Source organism: Gluconobacter oxydans (genome assembly GCF_006539685.1).
GTDB lineage: Bacteria > Pseudomonadota > Alphaproteobacteria > Acetobacterales > Acetobacteraceae > Gluconobacter > Gluconobacter oxydans.
On record NZ_BJNM01000005.1, the window covers coordinates 12,298 to 38,658 of the forward strand.

Here is a 26,361-nt window from a genome sequence, read left to right on the forward strand (position 1 = left end):
CTGTTGTCCGATCCCATAACAGGAGCCGACGGGATGAGGGTCGACGTGAAATTGTCTCTGCCTCTCCATGTCCGGAGAGACCGTAGTGGCATTCAAGTGGTGATTCGAAACGCATACGCAAGCATACGGGTTCCAAAACAATCCAGTGGACGATGACTCTGCATCGAAACGATAAAAGGGCGTATGCCTGATTGAAGCGCGTTTGACACCCTAATCTTTCAACACTCCGTCGCTCGGCCACACTGTTCGCCGAGTGAAACGCTTTATGGAAGCTCAGGAATTATTATGAATTCGTGACAAACTCTCCAGAATTGCCCGAAGACCAAGCACTTCTCCGCCCTCGGGACGGCCCGGCCGGGCACCGTCATTCCACGCATAAGTGTCGATATGCGCCCATTTCTGGCCGTCCGGAACGAATTTCTGAAGATAGAGCGCGGCCGTAATCGCCCCCGCCATCGGCTTTGAGGTCACATTTCCGAAATCAGCCACTTTACTATCCAGCCATGCATCATAGCCATGCCAGAGCGGCATTCTCCACATTACATCGGCGGTCGTTTTTCCCGATTCGAGAATGAGTGATGCCAGTTCATCGTCATTGCTGAACAGTGCCGGCACATCCGGACCGAGTGCAACGCGCGCGGCACCCGTCAAAGTTGCAGCATCCAGAATGGCATCCGGACGGCTCTCAGACGCTTCCGTTATCAGATCACACAACACCAGACGCCCTTCCGCATCCGTATTGCCGATTTCGACCGTCTTGCCACTCCGCGTCCGCAGCACATCCCCCGGCCGCATGGCATGACCCGAAACACTGTTCTCGACGCAGCCCAGACGCAGTTCCAGATCCACATCCAGCCCCAGATCGATCGCAGCACACATGACGGCCAGCATCAGCGCCGCGCCACCCATGTCCTTCTTCATGCGCAACATGCCCGCAGCGCTCTTAAGATCGTACCCGCCCGTATCGAAACACACGCCCTTGCCGATCAGCGAAATCCGCGGTGCACCCTCACGGGCCTTCCACCGCGCCACGACCACAACCGGCTTGCGCTCCGACCCCTCGCCCACTTCCGCCAGACACGGATACGCACTCCGCAGATCATCACCTTCGACAATGCTGACAGTAGCCCCGCGATGCACCAGCGCCGCCCCGGCCATATCTGCCAGTTCACGCGGCCCCAGCAGATTGGCGGGCATGTTGATAAGGTCACGCCCGAACCAGACCGCCTTCGACAGCGCCACCAGCCGCTTCGCATCATCCGGCACGACCATCCGCGTCTTCAGAGGCTTGGTCTCACCAAGGCTGAACCGGTACGTTCCCATGCAGAACCCGAGCAGCGCACTCTCCAGCGCCGCTTCCCCGAGCCCGTGCAAGACAACCGTCCAGTCCCCGTCCGGCAGAGCGGCTCCGAGCGTTCCAAAAGCGGCCGGATCATTCACCCGCGCGGATGCCACACACAGAATCGCAGCGCCAACGCCGTCCTCACCCGGCAGCAGCGTGAAGGCGCCGTCTTTCGCGGAAAAACCCTGCCCTTCAAGAAAAGCCGCATGATCGCCCAGCAGCCCGGCAATCGCAGCACTGTCCTCACAGGCCACGAGATGCACCAGACGGGCCGACGGCGCTTCGGCAGAGGTCACGAACGGAAGCTGGGGATGCGGATTCATATGACTTTCTTCCTCAAATACCGGCCCGACCCGATAAAGATCACCCGGATGGGCTTCAGATGCTTGCTTTTGCCCCGCAGGCACCCGACCATTCAGACATGAAGGGTGCATTCCACGGAACCTCGTCCAGCTATCATACCATGCCAGCCAGCATCCGTGCTGCCCTCGGCCCCACCAATACCGGCAAGACCCATTATGCCTTAACGCGCATGATGGCCCATGCGTCCGGCATCATCGGCTTCCCCCTGCGCCTGCTGGCCCGGGAGAACTACGAGCGCCTGGTGAAGATCAAGGGCGAGCGCAGCGTCGCCCTTATCACGGGCGAGGAAAAGATCGTCCCGCCCGGAGCCCGCTGGTTCTCCTGCACCGTCGAAGCCATGCCGCTGGACCGCAAGGCCGAGTTCGTCGCCATCGACGAAATCCAGCTCGCCTCGGATCCGGATCGTGGGCACATCTTCACGGACCGCCTGCTTCACGCGAGAGGCACGGTCGAAACGCTTTTCCTCGGCGCCGAAACCATCCGCCCCCTGCTCCAGAAACTCGTCCCGGGCATCGAGATCGACATTCGCACCCGCCTCTCCAGCCTCGCCAGCACAGGACACACCAAGCTCTCCCGCCTGCCGCCCCGTTCGGCCATCGTCGCCTTCTCCATGAGCGAGGTTTACGCACTGGCCGAAGTCATCCGCAGACGTCGCGGCGGCTGTGCGGTCATCATGGGTCAGCTCAGCCCCCGCACCCGCAATGCCCAGGTCGAGCTCTACCAGAACCGCGAAGTCGATTATCTCGTCGCCACCGACGCCATCGGCATGGGCCTGAACATGGACGTCGATCACGTCGCCCTGGCCCAGCTCAGCAAGTTCGACGGCACGGTCCCCCGCCCCCTGTTCCCGCAGGAAATCGCCCAGATCGCCGGACGCGCCGGACGCGGCATGAAAGACGGCACCTTCGGCACCACAGCCGACTGCCCGCCCATGTCCAGCGCCCTCGTCGAAGCCGTTGAGCAGCACCGCTTCGACCCGATCCAGCGCCTTTACTGGCGCAACCACGAACTGGACTTCACCAACCCCGCAAACCTGCTCAAAAGCCTGACCCGGCCGCCCCCGCTGCGTGGCCTGACCGCAGGCCGCGTGGCCTCGGACGTCACCACACTCGAATCCCTGATGCTCGATCCGGACATCCGCGAGAGCGCCCGCGGAAAACGCGCCACCGCTTTGCTCTGGGACGTCTGCCAGATCCCCGATTTCCGAAAACTCGGCGACGACAGCCACACCCGCCTCTGCGCGCGTCTTTACATGCATCTGCTCAAGGAAGGCGCTGTCCCCGCCAACTGGATGGAAGGCCATATCCGTGGCCTGGCCAAAACCGAAGGCGATATCGACACGCTGATGCACCGCCTCACCGGCGTGCGCGTCTGCTCCTACGTCGCCGCTCGCACCGAATGGAGCCGCCACTCCACGATGTGGCAGGAACGGGCCCGCGAAGTCGAAGACCTGCTCTCCGACGCCCTGCACGAACGCCTCACCGCCCGCTTCGTGGACCGCCGCGCCACAACGCTCCTTCGCCGCCTCGACAGTGACAGCGACCGCAGCCTGCTTTCCGCCGTCAAACCGGACGGAGAAGTCCTCGTCGAAGGCCACAGTATCGGCCGCATCCGTGGCTTTACACTGGAAACGGATGTCGCCGCAGGCCCCGACCGCCAGATCATCCTGCGCGCCGGCCGCAAGGCCCTGCTGCACGAAATCCCGCGTCGTATCCGCCTGCTGCAGGACGCACCCGACACATCCCTCAGACTGGACGCCACGAACGGCGAACTCTTCTGGGAAGACACGCGCCTCGGCCGCCTCGCTGCAGGCCCCTCCCTGCTCCGCCCCGCCATCCAGCTTTTCCCGGCCGAGTTCACCGACACCGTCCAGAAAACCCATGTCGAAACGCGCCTGCTGGACTTTGTGGCACAGCTCATCCAGCGGGATCTCAAGCCTCTCTACCGCAGTCAGGCCCTCGCCGAACGCGAACCCCAGCTCCGCGCGATCCTGCACCGCCTCATGGAAGACGGTGGCATCACCGAAACCCTCCCCGAAGACCACGCACTTTCCTCGGCCCTGAAAAGCAGACTGCGCAAGGGAGGCGTCGAGGTCGGACGTTTCTCGATCTACTGTCCCGCCCTCTTCCGGACCCGTCCGCTCGCGCTTCTGGGCCTTCTCCATGCCCTGCACAACAAGACCCCGATCCGCCCGACCGCTCCCGGCCGCGTTTCGCTGCCCTGGAGCGAGATCCACGGTCAATTCGGCTGGATCCGCGCAGGCGACACCGGCCTGCGCCTCGATATCGCGGAACGCTGTATCGCGGAAATGCACCAGCTCGCCGTCCGCCACGACCACGCCGCCCCAGTCAGCCTGGCCTCCAGACTGGGCGTGAAAGCCGACATGCTCCCCTCCATTCTCAAAGGCCTCGGCATCGCACACCAGCCGGCCGAAGCCCCCTCATCCGCCCATGCAGGGCCGCCCCGTCCGCTCATGATCCTGAACGACCGCAAGACCCGGGCATCACGTCGGCGCAGATCCGCACCGCACCACGCGCCGCCCAGACGTCCGGCCCCTCCCCGAACCGACAGCCCCTTCGCAGCCCTCGCAGCTCTCAGGGAAAAAATCCGTCCATGAGCGAAGACTACCAGCGGCTGGACCAGTGGCTGTATTACGCCCGCGTCGCCAAGACGCGCCCCCTCTGCGCCGCCATCGTCAGCAAAGGCCGCATCCGCATCAACCGCCAGCCGACCAGCAAGCCCCATGCCAAACTTCACGTTGGCGACATATTGACTTTTCCGGCCGTTTCTGGCGGAGAAGTGCGCGTGTGGCGCGTCTTGGATCTTGGTGAACGCCGCGGTCCGGCAAAAGAAGCCGCACTTCTTTATGAAGCCATCACAGAAGACGGCTGACGATGCTTGCGTCTGAGGCCAAACCTTCGCATATCATCCCGCTCGGATGAAACCGGCCGGATGCCGGACCAGCAAGACGATCGGAGACGTCAATGACCTATGTGGTCACCGAAAACTGCATTCGCTGCAAGTTCACGGATTGCGTGGAAGTCTGCCCCGTAGACTGCTTCTACGCCGGTGAGAATTTCCTCGTCATCAATCCTGACGAATGCATCGACTGCGGCGTGTGTGAGCCGGAATGCCCGGCAGAGGCCATCTTCCCGGACAGCGACAACCGCGCCGCTCCGTGGATCGAGATCAACGCGAAATATTCGACTCAGTGGCCGAACATGACCCGCAAGATCGACGCCATGCCGGACGCCGAAGAATGGAAAGACAAGCCGGGCAAGGCCGCCATGCTGTCCGAGGCGCCCCACAAGGACTGACCCCGCTTTTCTTTGGCGGCATCTTTCACCCGGTCTCCCAGGAGACCGGGTTTTTTTTATGCCCGATCGCCAGCTCAGCGCCCTTAGCGGACTGAAGCACAAAGGAAAGCGGGCACAAAAAAAGGGCTGGCAGGATTTCTCCCGCCAGCCCTTCCCTCAGGTTTCGAAAGAAACCTTAGCGGGACATCATGTTGATGGCCGTGTCGTGCATGATGAAGATCGTACCGCCGATGATGACGATCACCGATGCCGCAGCAAAGATGAAGCACATCAGGTTCCAGCTCTGCTCGGTGCTGGTGTTCATGTGGAGGAAGAACACCAGGTGGACGACGATCTGCACGACGGCGAGAACCGTCAGTGCTGCCATCGTCATCCCCGGGGAGAGGGCGTGGGTCATGACAGCGGCAAAGGATGCCACCGTCAGGATCACGGCCAGAACGAAGCCGATCAGATAGGACGGATAAGAGCCGTGGCTGTCACCCGTCATCGTGGTGGTAGGAGCCTGGGTCATTACATCACACCTGCGAGATAGACGAACGAGAAGACACAGATCCAGACGATGTCAAGAAAGTGCCAGAACAGGCTGAGGCAAGCCAGCTTGTTCATCATACGCTCGGACAGATCCTGCGGACCCATCATCTGCACCATCAGAACGACCATCCAGATCAGGCCGCAGGTGACGTGCAGACCGTGCGTTCCAACCAGCGTGAAGAACGCGGAGAGGAATGCGGAGCGGTCAGGACCATTGCCTTCTGCGATCATGGAGCTGAACTCGTTCAGCTCCAGACCGACGAAGGAAACGCCCAGCACGAACGTAACGGCCAGCCAGAGCAGGACCATCTTCTTGTTCTTCGCCAGCGCGTTCAGCGAGGCGAAGCCGTACGTGATGGACGAGAACAGCAGGATAGCCGTCTCGATCCCCACGTTCGTCAGGTCGAACAGTTCCTTGCCCGACGGGCCACCGGCAAACTGGTTCCGGAGGACCGCGAAGGCAGCGAAGATCGACCCGAACAGGACGCAGTCCGTCATCAGGTAGAGCCAGAAGCCGAACACGTTGGGGGACTCGTGGTGTTCCCCGTGGTGGTCGTCAGCGTGTGCCAGAGGCGACATTGTTGCTTCGTGAGCCATAAGTCTTATGCGCCCCTCTTACTCTGCTGCCTGCGCAGCAGCGATACGACGAGAATAGACTTCCTCGTTGTGCTCGATTTCGCTCACCGGGACATAGTAGTCGACGTCGCGGTTGGCGCTGCGCAGGATCATGGTTGCAACGATACCGATCAGGCCGATGGCAGCGAGCCACCAGATGTACCAGATCGAAGCGAAACCGAGGATGAAGCTGAACAGACCGATGAAGACACCAGCAGATGTGTTCTTCGGCATGTGGATCGGAGCCAGCGGCTTGCCGTGAGCCTTCAGACCCAGCTGCTTCTCGGTGTGGAACGTGTCGAGACCATGAATGTCAGGAATGACCGCGAAGTTATAAGCCGGCGGCGGAGAGGAAATGGACCACTCCAGCGTACGGCCGTTCCACGGATCACCCGTCAGATCAAGGTTCTCGGGCAGGTTACGGTCACGGATGGAAACGTAGAGCTGCGTGAGCTGGCAGACGATACCGAGAGCGATAACGATTGCACCAACTTCAGCAACGAGCATCCACGGATACCAGTCGGGGTTGTCATAGTGGTTCATACGACGCGTCATGCCTTCGAGGCCGAGGACATAAAGCGGAATGAAGGCCAGGTAGAAACCGACGAACCAGCACCAGAAAGCGCGCTTGCCCCAGGCTTCGTTCAGCTTGAAGCCGAAAGCCTTCGGGAACCAGAAACCCATGCCTGCGATGTAGCCGAAGTACACACCGCCGATGATGACGTTGTGGAAGTGGGCAATCAGGAACAGGGAGTTATGCAGGATCCAGTCAGCGGCCGGCATGGCCAGCATGACACCGGTCATACCGCCGATGGAGAAGGTGATCATGAAGCCGAGCGTCCAGTGCATCGGAGCCGTGAATTCCACGCGGCCCTTATACATCGTGAACAGCCAGTTGAAGATCTTCACACCCGTCGGAACGGCGATGATCATCGTCATGATACCGAAGAAGGTATTGACGTTGGCACCGGCACCCATGGTGAAGAAGTGATGCACCCACACGACGAAGGAGAGCACCATGATGGAGCACGTGGCGTACACCATCGTCTTGTAGCCGAAGAGCGGCTTCTGGGAGAACGTTGCAGTGACCTCGGAGAAAACACCGAACGCCGGGATGACGAGGATGTAAACTTCCGGATGGCCCCAGGTCCAGATCATGCTGAGGTAAAGCATGACGTTGCCGCCGGCATCGTTCGTGAAGAAGTGCATGCCGAGGTAACGGTCAAGGCTGAGCAGAGCCAGCGTCACCGTCAGAACCGGGAAGGACACCATGATCAGAACGGTCGTGCAGAACGCGGTCCAGGTGAAGACCGGCATCTGCATCCAGCCCATGCCAGGCGCACGCATCTTGACGATGGTCGTGAAGAAGTTCACGCCCGTCAGCAGCGTACCGACACCGGAGATCTGAACGGCCCAGATATAGTAGTCAACGCCGACACCCGGGCTGAACTGCATTTCGGACAGAGGCGGGTAAACCAGCCAGCCGCACTGAGCGAACTCACCGATGAACAGCGAGATGTTGATCAGCAGGGCACCGACCAGCGTCATATAGAAGCTGAGCGAGTTCAGGAACGGGAACGCAACGTCGCGGGCACCGATCTGAAGGGGAACAACCAGGTTCATCAGGCCCGTCATGAACGCCATCGCCATGAAGAAGATCATGATGGTGCCGTGAGCGGAGAAGATCTGGTCGTAGTGATGAGGCGGCAGGTAACCGGGATTACCCTTGTAAGCCAGCGCGAGCTGGGTACGCATCATGATGGCGTCCGCAAAACCGCGGAACAGCATGACGATCGCCAGGATGATGTACATTACGGCAAGACGCTTGTGGTCGACAGTCGTCAGCCAGTCACGCCAGAGATAGCCCCATTTGCCATAATAGGTGACAGCACCCAGTACGGCGAGACCGATGACAGCAACACCAATGAACGTACCGACAAGAATCGGCACATCCAATGGTATGGCTGATAAGGAGAGTTTTCCGAGCATCTGTCGGTTATTCCTTCATGCCAGTGTCGGACGGTGCAGCGTTGGAAGCAGACTGCATGTGCATGACCTTGCCCGTCTTCTTGTCCACCATCATGCCGTTGTTGTACTTGGCAACGATGCCGTCGAAGAGATCCGGCTGGACATGCGCGAAATACTGTACCGGTGCAGCTTCCTGCGGTGCAGCATATTTCGGGTATGTGGTGTCGTCGAGATTTTCGCTTCCGCTCTTCACCTTCTCAACCCAGTCGTTGAACTGAGCCGGATCCATGGCGAGGGTACGGAACTTCATATCCGAGAAACCACGGCCGCTGAACTGTGAAGCCTCACCCAGGTAATCCCCGGATTCACTTGCAAGCAGATGCAGCTGGGTCTGTTCACCCGGCATGGCGTAGATCATCGAACCCAGACGGGGAATGAAGAACGACGTCATGACGGAATCAGACGTGATCTGGAAGTTCAGCGGCGTGTTCGTCGGAACATCCAGCTGGTTGATCGTTGCGATCCCCAGGTCCGGATAGATGAACATCCACTTCCAGTCGAGAGAGACCACCTGGACATTCAGGGGCTTGACGTTGTCAGCCGTCTGAAGCGGGCGGTACGGGTCATAAGCATGCGTGCTCCACCAGCTGATGGCACCCAGAAGGGCGATCAGGATGGCGGGAACGCCCCAGATGACATATTCGATTGCGGTCGAATGATCCCAGGTCGGGAGGTATTCGACCTCTTTGTTGGAAGCACGATACTTCCACGCAAAATAAAGCGTCGCGGCGCAGGTGGGAACCACGACCAGCATCATGATGACGAATTCCGCCACCATGACATCGCGGTTCATTTCTGCGACCGGGCCGCGCGGCTGAAGCAGATCAACCGTACAACCCGATAGCATCAGCGCCGGCAACGCTGGGAGATATCGCCAGAGTTTTTTCATCGGTCCTGCTTTCATCATCCGTTCCGGCTTGCAGTAGTCGCCGGGAAACGGTTTGACACGATAAGGTCCGCATCAGTGCCGCCGAACGCTGCCATAGTCTGCTACCTTTCTCGTTCGTATCCTGACGTCAGGAACCGGATCAAAGATCCGACCCTGAAATTCATTCAGCATGGGACACGGCTGTCCCGGTTCCTCAGGTTTTTTCCGCCTGAATCGCCTCAAAGACAAGGCTTATCACGGATTTCGTGAGCACTCCCCCAAAATGGACGTCAGAGTGAAATGGCTGTTTTTCGCCACATTTGATCTAATTACGACTTTCATTAAGCCTGGACATTACCGATTTTTAATGTAAACTCGTTTAGAATTCGCGGAAATAATTCAAGACTTTTTTGGTCCAAAAAGCAGAAAGGGGCGGCATCAACTGCCGCCCCTTTCAGGATCTCCAATATCGCGCAGATAGTAATCTCAGTCCTTGTTATCTGAGCGAACCCCCATGAACTGGATCAGGAACTGAAACAGGTTCACGAAATTGAGATACATCGTCAGCGCATCATAGACACTCAGCTTCGCAACCTCTTCTGGACCAGCATAAGCCATGTACTGCTGGTACGTGATCTTGATGCGCTGCGTGTCATACGCTGCCAGTAGGGTGAAAAGCCCCACACCTATTATGGAAACCAGCATGGCAAGCGGCGAACTGTGGAGGAAAATGTTCACCACGGACGCCAGAATGATCCCGATCAGCCCCATGAACAGGAAGGAACCGAGTCGAGCGAGATTGGCGCCGGTCGTGTATCCCCACAGCGACATTCCGGCGAATGTAATGGCCGTCACGAAGAAGGTGCGGGCCACGGAAACGCCGGTATAGCTCAGCAGAAGGCTGGCCATGCTCGCCCCCATCGCCGCACTGAACAGCAGGAAAATCCCCTGCACGGCCGGCCGGGACAGACGGTTGACCCCGAAGGACAGGACCATCACGAACACAAGCGGCGCAAAGATGCTGATCCCACCCAGCAGGGTCGGACGCAGGACGATGGCACCGTTCGGCATCTCTGCCAGATGGAAGAAGAGAGCGCGCAGGGATGTCTGCGCCACGCCATAGGCGACCAGTCCCGTGATCACCAGACCAAGCGCCATCCAGTTGAAGACCCGGCACATATAAGCACGAAGCCCGGCATCGAGACTGCCGGCTCCGGCCTGCACACCGGTTCTGCTGAAGTTGGTATTGAAAGCCATGACACCTTTTCCAATGAGATGCCCTTCTGAAAAGGGCGCTTGACGAACCCGGGAGGGCCGTCCGTACACTCGGACTGAATGTGGGGTTTTTGCCGGAAGGGTCAAGAATACTCCGCCGCCCCTTACTTCTTTTTCATGGGAAACGCGCCTCTTGAGACTTTTTGTCGCACTCGACCTTCCTGCCGATGTCCGGGAAACGCTTGCGCTGATGCGCGGTTCCATGCCCGGCGTGCAATGGGTTCCGGCCGAAAACCATCACATCACCCTCCGCTTTATCGGAGAGATCACGGACCGGCACCGGCTGGAGGAAATCGACCTCGCCCTCTCCCGCCTCGCCTGGCAGCCTTTCGAACTTTCCCTTGCTCAGGCCGACATCCGTGAAGGTCTCACGGCGGACAGTCTCCTGATCGGGGTCGAGCGTACCCGCCAGTTGGATGCGCTGCAGTCACAGGTCGAAAGCGCTCTTCGCCGCGCCGGTTGCCCACCAGCAAAGCGCCGCTTCCAACCCGCCATCACCCTGGGGCATTTTTTCCCGAACCAGCGGGCTGACGCCATCAAATGGGTCCAGCGGCACAATCTCTTCCGCAGCAAACCCATGTCCGTAGAGCACGTTACAGTCTTCGAGAGCATGCGGAGCCTAGGCGAACACGTCTATGTTCCCCGCGAAGAATATGCCTGGCAGCCGGAAATGCCGCTGATCCCCGAGGAAGAATGACCCTGTCCGTTCCGTCACCCGAGGAGCGCCTCGAGGCGCTCCTCACGGAAGTCCGGGCCTGCCGTGTCTGCGAGGCCCATCTCCCGCTCGGCGCCCGACCTCTGATCCACGCTTCCGCCACATCAAGGATCCTGATCGCCAGCCAGGCCCCTGGCACAAAGGCCCATATCGCCGGAAAATCCTTCTACGATCCCTCCGGAAACCGCCTGCGCGACTGGCTCGGCATTTCAGAAGACATATTTTACGACACGCGCCAGATCGCCATTTTCCCGATGGGCCTGTGTTATCCCGGACGCCTGCCCAAAGGCGGTGACAACCCGCCCCGCCCGGAATGCGCCCCTCTCTGGCGCCGTCGCGTCCTTTCCCTCATGCCGGATATCCGCCTGACGCTGCTCGTCGGAAGCTATTCCCAGAACCATGTTCTGGGACGCGGCTCAGTCACGGAACGCGTCCGGAATTTCCGGGACTATCTGCCCGACTACTTTCCCCTGCCCCACCCCTCATGGCGTACGGGCGTGTGGGAAAGAAAAGCGCCATGGTTTCAGGAAGAGGTCATTCCCGCCCTGCGCGAGCGCGTTCACACGATACTGGCAGAGCGCTGATCAGGCGGCCTTGGCCTGCTTCAACGCCTCGACAAGGAACCCTTCCACGCCCGACGCCAGGATCTGCACCCCGATCGCCAGCAGGATCAGCGCCGCAAGCCGGCTGACAATCCGCGTTCCCGTCACACCCAGCATCGCAACAACCCGCTCCGCATAGGCGTAAACAACCGCCACCACGATCGCCATGGTCGTCGCGGCAGCCGATACGCCGACATAATAGTCCGCGGTCGGCATGTTCGGCGGCGTGGATGAACTGAGCGCGATGGCTACGGAAATGCTGCCCGGCCCCACCGTAAACGGCATGGCCAGCGGAAAGAACGCCGTCTCCCGCAGGTCCGGCGTCGTCACCGTCCGGCCACCCTGCAGCGCCTGCTTTTCCTTACGCGCCTCGGACGTCTCGGGCTGCAACAGCATCAGCCAGGCACGCGACGCCACAACCAGTCCCCCCGTAATCCGCAGCGCATTGATCGAAATTCCAAAGAACCCGAGGATCCAGCTCCCGAACCAGATGGACACCAGCATGATGCCCAGCGAATTCAGCGCAACCTGACGCGCCAGTTCGACAACCTCGCGGCGATCGCGCCCTTCCGTCGCCTGAGCGAAGATCAGTGACGCTCCAAGCGGATTGATGATCGAGAAGAGCGCCGGAAAGGCAATCAACCAGCTGCTGAGCGTATTCCCCAGCCCGGGTGCCAGGCTCATGAACCGGTCAGACCTGACGCAGCCTGTGGCTGGCGCTTGCGTGCCAGCCGTTCCTCACCCTTCAGAAAAGCCCGCAGCATCCGATAATCCTCGGAAAAACAGCACACCGTCCCAGCCGTCCTGTCCGGACAGACCGTCAGTCCCAGATCGTTATAGACGGCCATCAGCGACTGGCCAACCTGTATGAAGGCGAGCTTGCACCCTTCCTGCAACGCCAGATCCCGCAAGCGCCAGATCGCCGCAACGCAGTTCCGTTCAGACCCGGCCGGATCGCCCAGCCCGATAATGAACTGCCCCGTCCGCAGGAACGGAATGGCCGCACGCCCGGCCTCATCCAGCAACAGCCCGGTCGGACGACGCGCACCCAACTGCGGCAGTGCATGGGCCAGACTGTGATAGCGATGGGCATTCTCGGCAGTCCAGGCCTCGAACCGGATCCGCGTCCTCCGCATCCCGCGCCACAGGACATAGAACCCGCACAGTGCCGAAAATCCCAGAAACCAGCGCCCGACGGCCGTATGGGCGTCATAGATCATCGACCGCCACCAGATCGGCCCGAGATGCCGTTGCACGGCAACCCAGCCCACCCCCATAAGCCCAAGCCCCCAGAGCGAGAGCGGCGCCAGCATCGACGGTGTCAGCGGTGCGGCCAGAAGATGCGCCCGGCGATAATAGCAGTTCCGGAACGGCAGCAGCAGCAGCATCACGAGGATGATGACCACCGGCCCTTCCCACGGCGCATGACGCAGCATCAGCAGCAGAGCCGCCGAACCCAGCATCCCGAGGGAAAACTTCCAAGCCAGCGCCACACGCTGCGACAGCCCCCAGGACAGCGCCACCAACCCGACACCTGCCACCGTCAGCAGCAGATCCGCGATCTGTGACACAGCCGCCCCAAGGGAGGTCTGAAGCGGCGGCAGATCCGCCACAAGAGCGTAAAGCACAAGCAGAATGCCCACGACGGCCTGAACACTCGTCGCCACGGCCACGGAAAAATCCGCTTCCGACTCACGGATGACCTGACTGGGCCGCACCCGTCGCGGCGTCTGTCCCGCCGAAACCAGAGCCTGCTCGCCGCGCAGGAACAGTTCATGCCCCGCGAACATCAACCCGGCGAGAAGCAGCGGAATGATGTAATAGAAAAGTCTGAAAACAAGGATGGCGCCCATGATCTGCGACGCCGGCAGATAAGCCTGCAACGCCAGCAGCATGGCCCCGTCAAAAACGCCCAGGCCACCCGGCACACTGGCCATGAGCCCGGCCGTATAGGACGCCAGATAGATCGCAAGGAACGTCCCGAACCCGAAATGCGCCTCGGGCGGAAGCGGAGGCAGCACGCAATATGCAATCAGCGCCGTCGCCGCCATATCCGCCGCACTGACCGCGATCTGCGCAATCGCAATACCCGGCCCCGGAAGCTCGATCTCGTATTTCCAGATCCGCACATGCCGCCGCACACGCGCCACCAGCACATAGGCCAACAGCACACCCCACAGCGCCAGCCCCGCCAGACGGAGCATAAACTCCGGCAGATGGGACAGAACCGGCACGGCATGCGGCTCAAGGATCAGGATGCCGCCAATCAGCGCCATCGTCCCCAGCAGATAGGTCGCCGAGCAGAACGCAATAATCTGCGCAATCGCCCCCGGCGCCACGCCCCAGCTCCGATAGAGCCGAAAACGTACCGCCGCCCCGGAAATCGCCGCACATCCCAGATTATGGGACAACACGTAGGAGCAGAACGCCGCAAACGCCGAGCGCTGGTAGGACACCTTCGCCCGGACATGCAGACAGGCCAGCCGGTCATAGAAAGACAGGATGAAATACGACAGGACCGTCGCCGCACCACCCGCCAGCAGTGCGGAATCCGGAATGGCGCTCAGGCTCGTGGTGATGTCATGCAGCGACAGATGCCGCAGTTCCCGCCAGATGACGACGACCGCCGCCACCAGCAGGACCAGCCCCACGAGAGCAGGCGCACGGGACATGAACACCTGCCACCGCCGCTTCCGCTGCCCGGTCTCCGCACATGCCCCGTCAGCCGCCCCTACATCCACAGACAGGCTCTGCTCTTCCATCACGGAAGACACCTGAACATCCTGCGGCCTGTTATCCCCGGGCATGCCCACGGCTCAGTCCTGCACAGGCTCTTCGACAGGCCGCGCGAGGGCATCCCGGATCAGGCCGACCGTCTCCGGCAGTCCAAACAGGGAAGCGAAAATCCCGAAACGCGGCCCTTCGGTCTGTCCGAGCAGCACTTCATACAGGCTCCCGAACCAGGACCGCAGTTCCGGCTTGGCGAAATAGCGCTTGCCAACCTCGAACACGACATCCTGCACATCGCCCGGTGCCGTATCCGGCGCGAGCTTCGCCAGTTCGTCCGCCAGATCCTCAAGCCCCTTGCGCTCGGTCTCCGTCGGCGCACGATAGGTCTTGTTGGGGTACACCTGCTCCTTGAAATAGGTCAGCGCACAGTGCACGAGCCGGTCCACATACGGATGCGTCTCGGGCGACAGCGTCGGATCATAGCGCCGCAGGAACTTCCACAGCGTCTCCGGCTTGTCGGCATTGGCCACGTTCGCAAGGTTCAGCAGCGCCGTATAAGACACCGGGCTGGTGTCTTCCGGACGGATCGTTCCGCCATGAATGAACCACACCGGATTGGCCATCAGCTCCGGCCCTTCCTGCGTCTCGGCCTTCTGCACGAGTGTCAGGTAATCATCCGTCGCACGCGGAATCACGTCAAAGAACAGACGCTTCGCCCGCGTCGGCTGCTGGAACATGTACTGCGCCAGGCTCTCCGGCGTGCCGTAACGCAGCCATTCCTCAACCGACAGGCCATTGCCCTTGGATTTGCTGATCTTCTGCCCCTGCGCATCGAGGAACAGCTCATAGGTCAGACCCGCAGGCGGCTCCTTGCCCAGAATACGGCAGATCTTCGAGGACAGCTTCACACTGTCGATCAGATCCTTGCCGGACATTTCATAATCCACGCCCAGTGCATACCAGCGCATGGCCCAGTCGGCCTTCCACTGCATCTTGGCATGACCGCCCAGAACAGACGTCTCGAACGTCTTGCCGGCCTCGTCCTTCCAGACCACCGTCCCAGCATCCGGATCGACCTTGATGATCGGCACCTGCATGACCTGCCCGGTCTCGGGATGGATCGGCAGAACCGGCGAATAGGTCGCCCGGCGCTCCGGACCAAGCGTCGGAATAATGGTCGCCACGACTTCGTCATGGACTTCAAGCATACGGCGCAGAGCCGCATCGAACGTGCCGTTGGTGTAATACTGCGTGGCGGAGGCGAATTCGTAGTCGAAACCGAAACTGTCGAGGAACTGGCGAAGGCGCGCATTATTATGCGCGGCAAAGCTGTCATATTCGCCAAACGGATCAGGCACCCGCGTCAGCGGCAGCCCCAGATGCTTCGCGAGCATCTCCTGCTCCGGCACATTGGTCGGCACCTTGCGCAGCGCATCCATGTCATCGGAGAACGCAAGCAGACGCGTCGGACGGCCCGTCAGCGCCTCATAGGCCTGACGCACCCAGGTCGTCCGCGCCACTTCGCCGAACGTGCCGATATGCGGCAGACCCGACGGACCATAGCCTGTTTCCAGAAGGGCCGGAGCCTGCTCCGAAGCATCAGATGCGCGCGCGTCCATGCGCGCGGTGATTTTTCGTGCCTCTTCGAACGGCCATGCTTTCGGAAGCGGCGCGTCAGGAGAGAGGGACGGGGCGATAGGTGTCTTGGTTTTCTGCATGATTACCGGAAAAGGTAGGGAGACACCTCTCCCCGGTCAAGCAATACGACACATTGCGGTTTCAACCAGACACATCCATGTGGTTACGAAATATTTCAGGGACTTTTCCGCACTTCCCAAGCCCTTGCAGACAGCCAGCTTTCACGTTCCGTTCGCAAAACCCGCAAAACATCCTCGCCGGATTTTCCCCTACCCGCTACACTGGCGACAATGCCCCGCGCCCCCACCTTTCTCTCGCCATTCGACGCTCCGGCCCTCGTCGCCCGTCGCGGCCTGTCCTCGCTTCTCACCCCGGATGGCGAACTGCTGGACCTGACGGCAGAGGAAACCCGCGAGCGCCTCACCCAACTCCCCCCGCCGCTTCTGGTGCACGGTCCCGCCGCCCTGCGCGCGCTGGATCTCTCTCCGCTGTCCCAGCCTGTCCCATGGTTCGACCTGCTGGACCTCTTCCTGTTGGTCCGCCCCGCCACGACCGTCGCCCCCACCCCACGCGGACTGGCCCTCGCCCTCGGCATCGAACCGCCCGAAACCATCGGCGCGGACCTCCTGCCCGTCCTGTGCGAAACCCTGCTCGACGAACTGCGCCACAAGGCCGAAACACCCGAAGGCACCCGCCTGCGCGCCCTGATGGTTCCCCTGACCCGCGCCGGCTGGGCCTGGAGCGGCGAAGTCACGGACGTTCTCGGCACCCCACGAGACACCACGGGCGCCCATCCCTACGAAGCCATCCGTATCTGGAAACGCCTGCCCCGCTGGGAAGAAACTGCCCCACGTCCCGCCCCCGGAAGCCAACCCGTCTCCCCGAACGCCGCCCGCCAGCGCCTGCGCGATATCCTCGGAGAAAACGCCGAAATCCGCCCCGGTCAGGCCGATTTCGCCTCCGTCGCCACGGCCGCTTTCGAGCCACGCGAAAGCATCGGCTCCCCCAATGTCGTCCTCGCCGAAGCCGGAACCGGCACAGGCAAGACACTCGGCTACATCGCCCCCGCCAGCCTCTGGGCCGAACAGAATGACGGCGCCGTCTGGGTCAGCACCTACACCCGCCACCTCCAGCGCCAGATCGAGCAGGAACTCCGCCGCCTCTACCCGGACGAAACGACCCTGCGGGAGAAGGTCGTCGTCCGCAAAGGCCGCGAGAACTATCTGTGCCTGCTGAACATGGAAGACCTGCTCAACGTCGCCACCTCCCGCGGCCCTGACGGTTACGCTGCCCTGCTCCCGATGGCCCTGCTCGCCCGCTGGGCCGAAGCCAGCCGCGACGGCGATCTCATGGGCGGTGACCTCCCGGGCTGGTTCGGCGAACTCTTCGGCCACGGCACATTGTTCGGCGTCGCCGACCGGCGCGGCGAGTGCATCCACGCCGCCTGCCCGCATTACCAGACCTGCTTCGTCGAACACGGCATCCGCCGTGCCCGTCAGGCCGATCTGGTCGTCGCCAATCACGCCCTCGTCCTCTCGCAGGCCGCCTGGGCCGCCCTCGCCCCACCCGGCCTGCCCGACGAAGACACCACCCCCACGCGCTACGTTTTCGACGAAGGCCATCACATCCCCGACGCCGCAGACAGCGCCTTCGCCACAGCCCTGTCCGGCCTCGAAGCAGCCGAACTCCGCCGCTGGCTGCTCGGCGCCGAAGGCAGCCGATCCCGCGCCCGGGGCCTGCAACGCCGGCTGGACGATCTGGTCGAACGCCTGCCGATGATCGACACGCCGCTTCAGGCTGCACTTCAGGCCGCCCGCGCCCTGCCCGCCCCCGGCTGGAGCACGCGTCTGCGCCCGCAGGCCGAGCCCGAACAGGACCCGGACCTTCCCCCGCTGCCTGGCGAAACATCCTTGCTGATCCCCGAAGAACCCGCGCCGGAAAACCCGTCCGAGGCCTTCCTGCGCGCCCTGGACCACCAGCTCCGCGCTCGGCAGACCAAGGACAGCCGCGACGGCTATATTTCGGCGGAATGTGACCTGCATCCCGTCAATGAAGACGTCGCCAGCGCCGCCGAAACTCTCAGCCGTGCCCTGACCCGCCTGCGCGATCCCATCAGAATGCTGGCCGACCGCCTCGCCGCACAGGTCGAGGATGATGCGGAAATGGACGCCCCGACCCGCCAGCGCATTGAGGCCATGATCCGCACCCTGCACCGCCGCGCCATCAGCCGCCTGTCCGGTTGGATCGGCATGCTGGACGCGCTTCAGACGCCCCCCGAACCGGACGTCACCCCCACCTTCGTGGACTTCATCCGCACCGAACGACTGCCCCGCACCCGCGCGACACAGGGCGACCACGACATCGGCCTGTACCGGCACTGGCTGGACCCGACCATTCCCTTCGTCTCAACGATCCAGACACCGGCCCACGGCCTGCTCATGACGTCCGCCACCCTGCGCGACCAGACCGGCCACGGAGATGCCCAGAACGAGGCCAGCTGGCACGCGGCCGAACTGCGTCTGGGCGCCACGCATTTCCTCAAGCCGCCAATCCGCGCTTCGGTCATGAGCCCGTTCGACTACGCCACGCAGACGCGCGCCTATGTCATCACGGACGTCTCGGGCGAAATCCCGTCCCTCGCCCACGCCTTCCGTGCCCTGTTCGAAACCGCAGGCGGCGGCGCGCTCGGCCTGTTCACGGCTATCCGCCGCCTGCGAGAAGTCCACCGCCGCATCCACGAACCACTGGAAACACAGGGCTTCCCGCTCTACGCACAGCATGTCGATGCCATGGACAACGCAACCCTGGTGGACGTTTTCCGTACCGAAACCCATAGCTGCCTGCTGGGCACGGACGCCATGCGCGATGGCGTGGACGTCCCCGGCGAAGCCCTGCGCATGGTCGTGTTTGAAAAAACGCCCTGGCCCCGCCCCGACATCCTGCACCGCGAACGCCGCCGCCTGCTCTCCGAAGGCCGCCCCGGCGATTACGACGATCGCATCACCAGAATGCGCCTCAGACAGGCTTTCGGGCGTCTTATCCGCCGAGGAGACGACAGAGGCGTTTTCGTCATGCTGGACCGCCGCATGCCCTCACGCCTGCTCTCGGCTTTTCCCGACGGGGTCGAGGTCCGGCGCCTCAGCCTCGCTGAGACATTGAAGGATATTGAGGAGTTTCTGAGCTCCCTGTCCCAGAAACTCCCTGAGGTCTGAAGAAACTTTGCTTTTCGCGTCTGGCACATCAATGGACGCCGCATTGTAAATACAAAAAGAGCCCGCAACTCCCTAAGGTGCTGCGGGCTCTTTTTTCATTGCGTCAGAAAGCGGGACTTAGAAGTCTTTGCTGATCTGCAACCAGAAGTTACGCCCAACAACGAACGACGAATAAGTCGACGCATCAGTATTCGTTGCACCATCCGGGAAGAACGGCGGAGCCTTGTCCGTAATGTTGTTGATACCCCCCGTGAAGTTCCAAGAATTGTAGCGGTAACCGAGGGCAATATCCTGCTGTACCATTGCAGGCGCCTTTACGCGGCCATATCCATCAGACAGCTGCATGAACGACGAGCCGTCATTATAATGCAGGCCGCCGGTGTAGTTTGCCATATAGGTAAACGAGAACCGGCCGTGCTGCCACGTCGCAGTAGCATAATCACGCCAGCGCGGATTGGACGTGCCATTCGGGTAATAGATGGCGTTTGTGTAGTGATAATACTGTCCGCCTGGAGTCTGCTGCTGAGAAAAATTGACCAGGTTCTGCAAATTGTTGCTGATCGTAATGGAATCCATGCTTGTCAGACGGATACGATAGTCAAAATCCCAGTCAATACCACTTGTATTCATGGTGCCAAGGTTTTGGTTTATGGCCATGACCTGAGAAACCTGTCCGTTAGCTGAACGAGTTACCAAGTCGCAGAGCGCCGTATTAGAGCCGTCGTAGCAATTATTCAGAATATAATTCGTTGAAAGCGAACCAACTGTCGAACTGACATTATAGTGCCAGAACGTCACCGAGGTAGACAGGCCCGGGATCCAGCGCGGCGTTACAACTGCACCGAATGTATAGGTCCGACCTGCTTCGGGGCGCAGTTTGGTGTTTCCGCCCATAATCGTCGCTACCTGACCAGCACCCTGCTGGGCGAACGTGGCGGGGTTTGCAACTCCCGCTTTCATGCAGCTTGCGACAACAACCGGATTGGATGCCCCAGCGCAAGGATCAAGTGCAGTTTCGTAGCTCAGGGACTGCGCACCATAAAGCTCATTAACATTTGGCTGACGGAACGATGTTCCAATTGTACCGCGGAAACGGACGTCACGCGTCGGAGCCCAGTCGATAGAAGCTTTCCAGTTCTTGACGCTTCCGAACGTGTTGTAGGACGAATAGCGACCCTGCGCGTCGATGGTCAGATCTTTGGCGAGGAAGGCATTCTTGAGAAGCTGGGCCTTTCCTTCGAGGTAACCTTCCGTCACGTTGAAACCGCCTGACGTCACGCCTTGCGGGTTCGTCAGCGCCGTCCCTGCCTGGATTGCCGGGTCCGGCGTGTAGGTCAGTTGCTCTCCACGATGCTCCATACCCAATGCGATACCGATATCGCCACCATTAGCCCACGGCATTTTGACGACATGATCATTATGGATACGCAGGTTCAGGTCACGAAGCTGGTAATGACCATGCGATATGGTGTTGAGATTGGAGTACTGTGCAGCAGCAGGGGAAAGTGTTGAAAACGGGCTTCCCGCCACACAATTTGGCGTCGACGCGCACAGACCGGGATTATATGCCATGCTAGAATCCGGGTCGCCGAAGTTTGTCGGCTCCAGACCATAGCTATTCAGCAGGGCCGGGTAGCTGCCCATGTTGCTCTGCTGGTAGGTATACATATTTGAACCATACGTATACGAAATGTCGTATTTCCAGCCTTTGTAGATCACGCCCTGCGCGCCAACCTTGGCCGTTAGCGTGTCACTGGCCGTCTGCGTCTCACGAGGACCCCACTCATTATAGCGGCGAATCATCTGCAGATCCTCGCCTGTCGTGTTCCCCGGATAGTTCGCCGGGATAGTGATGCCCGTCGGGTAAGGCCCGGTCGCAGACAATCCACCCTGCACAGACTCGGCCGCCATGTTGGTCATGGAGTTCGAATGTGAATACATTACATTCGAATAGATCGAGAGATGTTCGTTGACGTCGTAATGCGCGTCACCATTCAGGCTTGCATCCTGAAGCTGGTTTGTCAGGGACGTGTCTTGCGCGAAATTATAGCGCTTCGTTCCTGGAACCAGATTACCGTTCAGATCGCTCCGATAGGAATTTTCAGCCCCAAAGAACGAGCCATATGGCGAGTAGCTTGACCCGAAAATGTTCTGGGCCGGGTTAGCATAATCTCCAATCTGGATATTATTCCGTGACCAGGAGCGGTTGCCCTGGCGCACCCCACCCTGCGTCATGTACTGGCCGAACAGACTAACGTTGCCCTTGCCGTGATCGAAATTGAAACCCTTGAACGCAGAGAGGATACCCTGCGGGGCATCACCATGTCCGGTAATGCCACCGCGAATAGTAATGTTGCCGGTATCCAGATCGTGACGCAGCTTAATGTTAATGACACCTGAAACAGCATCTGCGCCATACAGCTCAGAGCCACCATCCTTCAGGATTTCAACGCTTGCCACCTGCTGGATGGGAACGGCGTTCATGTCAAAGCAGGAGCTGCCACTGTTCAGCGCAGCACGCTTTCCGTCGACCAGCACAAGAACGCGGTTCGTGCCAAGGTTACGGATATCCGTGCAGTTCACACCACCACCACCGTTGGTGTCAGTGTTCTGCTGGCTGCTTGACCCTACCGACGGCAGACGCTGGAAAAAGTCAGAAAGCGTAGTTGCTCCGGTCTGCTGGATCTGCTTCGCGGTAACAATCTGAACAGGGTTCGCATTGGTGTTGTTAGACGTTCCCAGTGCGGAACCCGTGACAACGATGCTTTCCTGCGTTCCGGAATCTATGGAACGAACTGCGCGAGACTTGTTGACCGCTACAGGTGCGGAAAACTGCGGAGCTGCTACCGGACGAGCCGCCGAGACCGGAGTTGTTTTTGCAGGCGTCGCAGCAGAACGCACCGGACCATGAGTCACAGTCTTGTGGCGCACATGTGAGGACGTGTGAGTGCTTTCGGTTGCAGCATGAGCAACGCTAGAAAGCGCTCCCATCCCCAGCACTGATGCGCAAAGTAACGTATTGCGACGCGATACGATCATATTGGAACGAAATCCTACTAAAGGCGGTGGAGTCCTTTAGGCAGATCCTTACGGTCATGTCACCCCAAGCTACCATGGTTACGGTCGTTATATGATAGTTGCGTGACAGGCGTTGCATAAGGGTCACATATGCACCTTGCACATATCAAAAAAAGGCCGCTCCACCTGCGCGGAACGGCCTTTTTTGCAATCTTTCGACGCAATTTCCGGCTTTGAAACGAGCCGGAAATCAGATTCGACCGGATCAGAAATCCATGTCACCCATGCCGCCCATGCCGCCCGGAGCAGCGGCCGGAGCCTTCTTCTCGGGACGCTCGGCAACCATGGCTTCCGTCGTGATCAGCAGACCACCAACCGAAGCGGCATCCTGCAGGGCCGTACGGACAACCTTGGTCGGATCGATGATACCGGCCGCAACCAGGTCCTTGTACTCACCCTTCTGGGCGTCGAAGCCGAAGACATAGCCTTCGTTCTCAAGCACCTTGCCTGCGATGACCGCACCGTCTTCACCGGCGTTGAACGCGATCTGGCGCAGCGGAGCCTGCAGGGCCTTGCGGACGATCTCGCCACCGACGCGCTGGTCGTCGTTGTCGAAGGTCAGACCCTTCAGAGCGGAAGATGCGCGGGCCAGAGCCGTGCCACCACCCGGAACGATGCCTTCTTCAACGGCAGCTCGGGTTGCATGCAGGGCATCGTCAACGCGATCCTTGCGCTCCTTCACCTCGACCTCGGTGCTGCCACCGACGCGGATGACGGCCACGCCACCAGCCAGCTTTGCCAGACGCTCCTGGAGCTTCTCGCGGTCGTAGTCGGACGTCGTTTCCTCGATCTGCGCACGGATCTGGTTGCAACGGCCCTTGATGTCGTCGCTGTTGCCAGCGCCTTCGACGATCGTGGTATTTTCCTTCTCGATGTGGATCTTCTTGGCGCGACCCAGCATTTCGAGCGTGACGGATTCCAGCTTGATCCCGATGTCTTCGGAAATCACCTGGCCGCCCGTCAGGATGGCGATGTCTTCCAGCATGGCCTTGCGACGGTCACCGAAGCCCGGAGCCTTGACGGCAGCGATCTTCAGACCGCCACGCAGCTTGTTCACGACCAGCGTGGCCAGTGCTTCACCATCGACGTCTTCGGCAATGATCACCAGCGGACGACCGGACTGCACAACGCTCTCGAGAAGCGGCAGCATCGGCTGAAGCGAGGAGAGCTTCTTTTCGTGGATCAGGATGTACGGGCTGTCGAGATCAGCCGTCATCTTCTCCGGGTTCGTCACGAAGTACGGGGAGATGTAGCCACGGTCGAACTGCATACCCTCGACAACGTCGAGTTCCGTGTGCAGGCCCTTGGCCTCTTCCACCGTGATGACACCCTCGGAACCGACCTTCTGCATGGCAGAAGCGATCATCTCGCCGATTTCGGTCTCGCCGTTGGCGGAAATCGTACCGACCTGGGCGATCTCTTCCGGAGACGTGATCTTCTTCGTGTTGCTCTTCAGCTGGTCAACGACAACGCCGACAGCCTTGTCGATGCCGCGCTTGAGATCCATCGGGTTCATGCCGGCGGCAACAGCCTTGGCGCCCTCACGGATGATGGCCTGGGCCAGCACGGTTGCGGTCGTGGTGCCGTCGCCTGCGATGTCGTTCGTCTTGGACGCGACTTCGCGGACCATCTGGGCGCCCATGTTCTCGAACTTGTCAGCCAGTTCGATTTCCTTGGCAACCGACACACCGTCCTTGGTGATGCGCGGTGCGCCAAAGCTCTTGTCGAGAACAACGTTACGACCCTTCGGGCCGAGCGTTACCTTGACGGCATTTGCGAGGATATCAACGCCACGCAGCATACGCTCGCGGGCATCAGCGCCGAACTTTACGTCCTTGGCAGCCATAATTCTTACTCCTGAATGAGGGTCTTACGAGAGGAAACGGGGACGGCTGATCAGCCGATCACACCCATGATGTCGCTCTCTTTCATGATCAGCAGCTCTTCGCCGTCGATCTTGACCTCGGTGCCGGACCACTTGCCGAACAGCACCTTGTCACCAGCCTTGACGTCCAGAGCCACAACCTGGCCCTGCTCGTTGCGGGCACCCGGGCCGACAGAAACGACTTCGCCTTCGGTCGGCTTGTCCTTGGCGGTGTCAGGAATGATGATGCCGCCGGCGGTCTTCTCTTCGCCCGTCAGGCGACGGACCACCACGCGGTCATGAAGGGGACGAAACTTCGTCATGGATCGCTCCATTTATGGCCACACCCTTGTACAAAGCAGCGTGACCGGGTTGCTGCACTCAATAACTGCAGTGCATTTTGGCACTCTCACATGGAGAGTGCCAAAGACATAGTCGCCCCCACCTTCTGCGTCAAGGATTCTCGCTTTCGTCCGAAGGTGCTCCGGAAGAAAGTCTGCGCCCGTCCAGAAGCGCCTGCATCCGCTGTTTCTCAAGCGTTTCAGCCAGTTTCTGCCCTTTGGTCCGGCCGTGCAGAAGGCGGTTCGCATCGGCGACCTTCGCATCCTCTACGCTCTTGCGGCGTTTGCGTTCCCGACGGAGATTGATGACGTCGCTCATGGCTCATGGCCTTCCGGGCATTACAAGACTGGACACACAGACATGAAACACAGCCCCTCGGACAACAAAACCCCTGCTTCCAGCGCGGACGGTCGCATGATCAGCCTGACCGCATCCGATGGCCACAGCTTCAAGGCCTGGGAAGCCGGCTCCGCGGAGTCGCCCCTCGCCGTCATCGTCGTGCAGGAAATTTTCGGCCTCACCACCCATATCCGCAATGTCTGCAACGACTTCGCGGCCGACGGCTTCCACGTCCTCGCCCCGGCCGTCTTCGACCGCGTCAAACCCGACGTCATTCTGGAATACACACAGGCCGGCGTGACCGAAGGCCTCGAACTCCGCAGCAAGATCCCGTCCGAAAAGACCCTCGCTGACATCGCCGCCTGCGCAAAAGCCCTGCGCGAGGCTGGCCACAAGAAAGTCGGCATCATCGGCTTCTGCTGGGGCGGTCTCCTCGCCTGGCTCACCGCCACCCGCACGCATGACGTGGACGCAGCCGTGAGCTGGTATGGCGGCAGCATCGGCAACCATGTCGAAACTGCGCCGCACTGCCCGGTCGAACTGCATTTCGGCGGCGAGGATTCCTCCATCCCCCATACCGAAATCCAGAAGATCCGCGACGCCCGCCCCGAGGTCGAGGAATACGTCTATGACGACGCAGGCCACGGCTTCGGCTGCCCCGAGCGCCCGAGCTTCAACCGCGATGCCCGTGACCTCGCCTGGTCCCGCAGCGTCGATTTCCTGAAGTCTCATCTCGAACAGAAGTGAGCCCCACCATGACCACGGACAACATCGCCGGAAAGGTCGTCCTCATCACAGGCGGCAGCTCCGGACTCGGCGAAGCCACAGCCCGTTACCTCGCAGCCCAGGGCGCAAAGATAGCCATCGCCGCCCGCCGCCGTGACCGGCTGGACGAAATCGTCTCCGAACTCACGGCACAGGGCCAGACCGCCCGCGCCTACACACTCGACGTCACGAAACGCTCCGAGGTCGAAGAGACCGTCGCCGCCGTCACCCGCGATTTCGGCCGTCTGGACGTTCTGGTGAACAATGCTGGCCTCATGGCCATCGCCCCCATCCGGAAGCTGATGGTCGATGAATGGGACCGGATGATCGACATCAACATCAAGGGCGTGCTCTACGGCGTCGCCGCCGCCCTGCCGGTGTTCGAAAAACAGAAATCCGGACACGTCATCAACCTGTCCTCCGTCGCTGGCCTGAAGGTCTTTGCTCCGGGTGGCACGGTCTATTCCGGCACGAAATTCGCCGTCCGCGCCATCAGCGAAGGCCTGCGGCAGGAAGCCGGCAACACCTTCCGCGTCACCTCCATCGAGCCCGGCGCGGTCCAGAGCGAACTCAAGTCCGGAAGCGGTGACACAGACAGTCGCAAAACCGTGGAAGAGTTCTATAAGATGGCGATCCCGGCGGACTCAGTGGCCCGTGCCATCGCCTTCGCCATTTCACAGCCTGACGACGTGGACATCAACGAGATCGTCCTGCGCCCGACCAGACAGGAGTTTTAA

The 26,361-nt window shown here is 60.6% G+C and carries 21 protein-coding genes; 8 read left to right on the plus strand and 13 right to left on the minus strand.

Features of this window, described 5'->3' with window-relative positions:
• Window positions 1-273 precede the first annotated feature (273 nt).
• The gene (locus GOX01_RS03465; protein ID WP_062269058.1) at window positions 274-1,665 is read right to left on the minus strand and encodes a M17 family metallopeptidase; all 1,392 of its coding nucleotides are present in this window, start codon (window positions 1,663-1,665) and stop codon (window positions 274-276) included.
• Window positions 1,666-1,763: 98 nt separating this feature from the next.
• Between GOX01_RS03465 and GOX01_RS03470 the strand changes: the two genes are divergently transcribed.
• The 3 genes from GOX01_RS03470 to fdxA all read left to right on the plus strand — a co-directional run bounded on the left by GOX01_RS03470 (window position 1,764) and on the right by fdxA (window position 5,022).
• On the plus strand, window positions 1,764-4,322 hold the full coding sequence (locus tag GOX01_RS03470) for a helicase-related protein (RefSeq protein WP_041242788.1): 2,559 nt from the start codon (window positions 1,764-1,766) through the stop codon (window positions 4,320-4,322).
• Complete coding sequence (locus GOX01_RS03475) at window positions 4,319-4,597, plus strand: RNA-binding S4 domain-containing protein (RefSeq protein ID WP_011253434.1); 279 nt, start codon at window positions 4,319-4,321, stop codon at window positions 4,595-4,597. The genes GOX01_RS03470 and GOX01_RS03475 overlap by 4 nt, the downstream gene beginning before the upstream one ends.
• A gap of 92 nt (window positions 4,598-4,689) precedes the next feature.
• Window positions 4,690-5,022 carry a ferredoxin FdxA gene (gene fdxA / locus GOX01_RS03480; RefSeq protein ID WP_011253433.1) on the plus strand — a complete coding sequence of 111 codons (333 nt, stop codon included), beginning with the start codon at window positions 4,690-4,692 and terminating at the stop codon, window positions 5,020-5,022.
• A 175-nt stretch (window positions 5,023-5,197) separates the two neighbouring features.
• Here the strand turns inward: fdxA and cyoD are convergent, their stop codons facing one another.
• The 5 genes from cyoD to GOX01_RS03505 form a co-directional block, all read right to left on the minus strand.
• Window positions 5,198-5,533 (minus strand): cytochrome o ubiquinol oxidase subunit IV, encoded by a 336-nt coding sequence (gene cyoD, locus GOX01_RS03485; protein ID WP_011253432.1) that lies wholly within the window; start codon window positions 5,531-5,533, stop codon window positions 5,198-5,200.
• Window positions 5,533-6,150 (minus strand): cytochrome o ubiquinol oxidase subunit III, encoded by a 618-nt coding sequence (gene cyoC, locus GOX01_RS03490; protein ID WP_011253431.1) that lies wholly within the window; start codon window positions 6,148-6,150, stop codon window positions 5,533-5,535. The genes cyoD and cyoC overlap by 1 nt, the downstream gene beginning before the upstream one ends.
• Window positions 6,151-6,168: 18 nt before the next feature.
• A complete protein-coding gene (gene cyoB / locus GOX01_RS03495) occupies window positions 6,169-8,157 on the minus strand; it encodes a cytochrome o ubiquinol oxidase subunit I (protein WP_011253430.1) in 1,989 nt (662 codons plus the stop codon).
• A gap of 7 nt (window positions 8,158-8,164) precedes the next feature.
• Window positions 8,165-9,103, minus strand: a complete 939-nt coding sequence (cyoA, locus tag GOX01_RS03500; protein WP_062269457.1) for a ubiquinol oxidase subunit II — start codon at window positions 9,101-9,103, stop codon at window positions 8,165-8,167.
• A 447-nt stretch (window positions 9,104-9,550) separates the two neighbouring features.
• On the minus strand, window positions 9,551-10,321 hold the full coding sequence (locus tag GOX01_RS03505) for a Bax inhibitor-1/YccA family protein (protein ID WP_011253428.1): 771 nt from the start codon (window positions 10,319-10,321) through the stop codon (window positions 9,551-9,553).
• A gap of 151 nt (window positions 10,322-10,472) precedes the next feature.
• Between GOX01_RS03505 and thpR the strand changes: the two genes are divergently transcribed.
• Together thpR and GOX01_RS03515 are read left to right on the plus strand one after the other, a co-directional pair.
• The gene (gene thpR / locus GOX01_RS03510) at window positions 10,473-11,036 is read left to right on the plus strand and encodes an RNA 2',3'-cyclic phosphodiesterase (RefSeq protein WP_011253427.1); all 564 of its coding nucleotides are present in this window, start codon (window positions 10,473-10,475) and stop codon (window positions 11,034-11,036) included.
• The gene (locus GOX01_RS03515; RefSeq protein WP_011253426.1) at window positions 11,033-11,638 is read left to right on the plus strand and encodes a uracil-DNA glycosylase family protein; all 606 of its coding nucleotides are present in this window, start codon (window positions 11,033-11,035) and stop codon (window positions 11,636-11,638) included. The genes thpR and GOX01_RS03515 overlap by 4 nt, the downstream gene beginning before the upstream one ends.
• On the opposite strand, the gene GOX01_RS03520 is transcribed toward GOX01_RS03515, so the two are convergent.
• From GOX01_RS03520 to GOX01_RS03530, 3 genes are read right to left on the minus strand one after another with little or no spacing between them, the layout of a single operon-like run.
• The gene (locus tag GOX01_RS03520; protein ID WP_011253425.1) at window positions 11,639-12,340 is read right to left on the minus strand and encodes a MarC family protein; all 702 of its coding nucleotides are present in this window, start codon (window positions 12,338-12,340) and stop codon (window positions 11,639-11,641) included.
• Complete coding sequence (locus GOX01_RS03525) at window positions 12,337-14,418, minus strand: lysylphosphatidylglycerol synthase domain-containing protein (RefSeq protein ID WP_011253424.1); 2,082 nt, start codon at window positions 14,416-14,418, stop codon at window positions 12,337-12,339. Before GOX01_RS03525 ends, GOX01_RS03520 begins: the two co-directional genes overlap by 4 nt.
• 54 nt (window positions 14,419-14,472) lie before the next feature.
• Entirely contained in the window at window positions 14,473-16,104 is a 1,632-nt protein-coding gene (locus GOX01_RS03530) for a lysine--tRNA ligase (protein WP_062269455.1), read from the minus strand.
• 210 nt (window positions 16,105-16,314) lie between these two features.
• Here GOX01_RS03530 and GOX01_RS03535 point away from each other — a divergent pair, with 210 nt between their 5' ends.
• The gene (locus GOX01_RS03535; protein ID WP_062269453.1) at window positions 16,315-19,236 is read left to right on the plus strand and encodes an ATP-dependent DNA helicase; all 2,922 of its coding nucleotides are present in this window, start codon (window positions 16,315-16,317) and stop codon (window positions 19,234-19,236) included.
• Between the two features lie 117 nt (window positions 19,237-19,353).
• Here the strand turns inward: GOX01_RS03535 and GOX01_RS03540 are convergent, their stop codons facing one another.
• The 4 genes from GOX01_RS03540 to GOX01_RS03560 all read right to left on the minus strand — a co-directional run bounded on the left by GOX01_RS03540 (window position 19,354) and on the right by GOX01_RS03560 (window position 24,838).
• Window positions 19,354-22,275, minus strand: coding sequence for a TonB-dependent receptor domain-containing protein (locus tag GOX01_RS03540; protein ID WP_011253421.1), 2,922 nt, complete (start codon window positions 22,273-22,275; stop codon window positions 19,354-19,356).
• 244 nt (window positions 22,276-22,519) lie between these two features.
• Window positions 22,520-24,160: a chaperonin GroEL gene (groL, locus tag GOX01_RS03550; RefSeq protein ID WP_062269451.1), complete on the minus strand. Its 1,641-nt coding sequence runs from the start codon at window positions 24,158-24,160 to the stop codon at window positions 22,520-22,522.
• A gap of 50 nt (window positions 24,161-24,210) precedes the next feature.
• Window positions 24,211-24,501 (minus strand): co-chaperone GroES, encoded by a 291-nt coding sequence (gene groES / locus GOX01_RS03555; protein WP_024717078.1) that lies wholly within the window; start codon window positions 24,499-24,501, stop codon window positions 24,211-24,213.
• 130 nt (window positions 24,502-24,631) lie between these two features.
• The gene (locus GOX01_RS03560) at window positions 24,632-24,838 is read right to left on the minus strand and encodes a DUF4169 family protein (RefSeq protein ID WP_024717079.1); all 207 of its coding nucleotides are present in this window, start codon (window positions 24,836-24,838) and stop codon (window positions 24,632-24,634) included.
• A 42-nt stretch (window positions 24,839-24,880) separates the two neighbouring features.
• On the opposite strand from GOX01_RS03560, the gene GOX01_RS03565 reads away from it, so the two are divergent.
• On the plus strand, window positions 24,881-25,606 hold the full coding sequence (locus GOX01_RS03565) for a dienelactone hydrolase family protein (RefSeq protein WP_228119193.1): 726 nt from the start codon (window positions 24,881-24,883) through the stop codon (window positions 25,604-25,606).
• Between the two features lie 8 nt (window positions 25,607-25,614).
• On the plus strand, window positions 25,615-26,361 hold the full coding sequence (locus tag GOX01_RS03570) for an SDR family oxidoreductase (protein ID WP_011253417.1): 747 nt from the start codon (window positions 25,615-25,617) through the stop codon (window positions 26,359-26,361).

Excerpts from the sequence above, each read along its gene's own strand:
- GOX01_RS03465 (WP_062269058.1), bottom strand. The coding sequence starts at position 1,665 with ATGAATCCGCATCCCCAGCTTCCGTTCGTGACCTCTGCCGAAGCGCCG.
- GOX01_RS03470 (WP_041242788.1), top strand. The coding sequence starts at position 1,764 with ATGAAGGGTGCATTCCACGGAACCTCGTCCAGCTATCATACCATGCCA.
- GOX01_RS03475 (WP_011253434.1), top strand. The coding sequence starts at position 4,319 with ATGAGCGAAGACTACCAGCGGCTGGACCAGTGGCTGTATTACGCCCGC.
- fdxA (WP_011253433.1), top strand. The coding sequence starts at position 4,690 with ATGACCTATGTGGTCACCGAAAACTGCATTCGCTGCAAGTTCACGGAT.
- cyoD (WP_011253432.1), bottom strand. The coding sequence starts at position 5,533 with ATGACCCAGGCTCCTACCACCACGATGACGGGTGACAGCCACGGCTCT.
- cyoC (WP_011253431.1), bottom strand. The coding sequence starts at position 6,150 with ATGGCTCACGAAGCAACAATGTCGCCTCTGGCACACGCTGACGACCAC.
- cyoB (WP_011253430.1), bottom strand. The coding sequence starts at position 8,157 with ATGCTCGGAAAACTCTCCTTATCAGCCATACCATTGGATGTGCCGATT.
- cyoA (WP_062269457.1), bottom strand. The coding sequence starts at position 9,103 with ATGATGAAAGCAGGACCGATGAAAAAACTCTGGCGATATCTCCCAGCG.
- GOX01_RS03505 (WP_011253428.1), bottom strand. The coding sequence starts at position 10,321 with ATGGCTTTCAATACCAACTTCAGCAGAACCGGTGTGCAGGCCGGAGCC.
- GOX01_RS03515 (WP_011253426.1), top strand. The coding sequence starts at position 11,033 with ATGACCCTGTCCGTTCCGTCACCCGAGGAGCGCCTCGAGGCGCTCCTC.
- GOX01_RS03520 (WP_011253425.1), bottom strand. The coding sequence starts at position 12,340 with ATGAGCCTGGCACCCGGGCTGGGGAATACGCTCAGCAGCTGGTTGATT.
- GOX01_RS03525 (WP_011253424.1), bottom strand. The coding sequence starts at position 14,418 with ATGGAAGAGCAGAGCCTGTCTGTGGATGTAGGGGCGGCTGACGGGGCA.
- GOX01_RS03530 (WP_062269455.1), bottom strand. The coding sequence starts at position 16,104 with ATGCAGAAAACCAAGACACCTATCGCCCCGTCCCTCTCTCCTGACGCG.
- GOX01_RS03535 (WP_062269453.1), top strand. The coding sequence starts at position 16,315 with ATGCCCCGCGCCCCCACCTTTCTCTCGCCATTCGACGCTCCGGCCCTC.
- GOX01_RS03540 (WP_011253421.1), bottom strand. The coding sequence starts at position 22,275 with ATGATCGTATCGCGTCGCAATACGTTACTTTGCGCATCAGTGCTGGGG.
- groL (WP_062269451.1), bottom strand. The coding sequence starts at position 24,160 with ATGGCTGCCAAGGACGTAAAGTTCGGCGCTGATGCCCGCGAGCGTATG.
- groES (WP_024717078.1), bottom strand. The coding sequence starts at position 24,501 with ATGACGAAGTTTCGTCCCCTTCATGACCGCGTGGTGGTCCGTCGCCTG.
- GOX01_RS03560 (WP_024717079.1), bottom strand. The coding sequence starts at position 24,838 with ATGAGCGACGTCATCAATCTCCGTCGGGAACGCAAACGCCGCAAGAGC.
- GOX01_RS03565 (WP_228119193.1), top strand. The coding sequence starts at position 24,881 with ATGAAACACAGCCCCTCGGACAACAAAACCCCTGCTTCCAGCGCGGAC.
- GOX01_RS03570 (WP_011253417.1), top strand. The coding sequence starts at position 25,615 with ATGACCACGGACAACATCGCCGGAAAGGTCGTCCTCATCACAGGCGGC.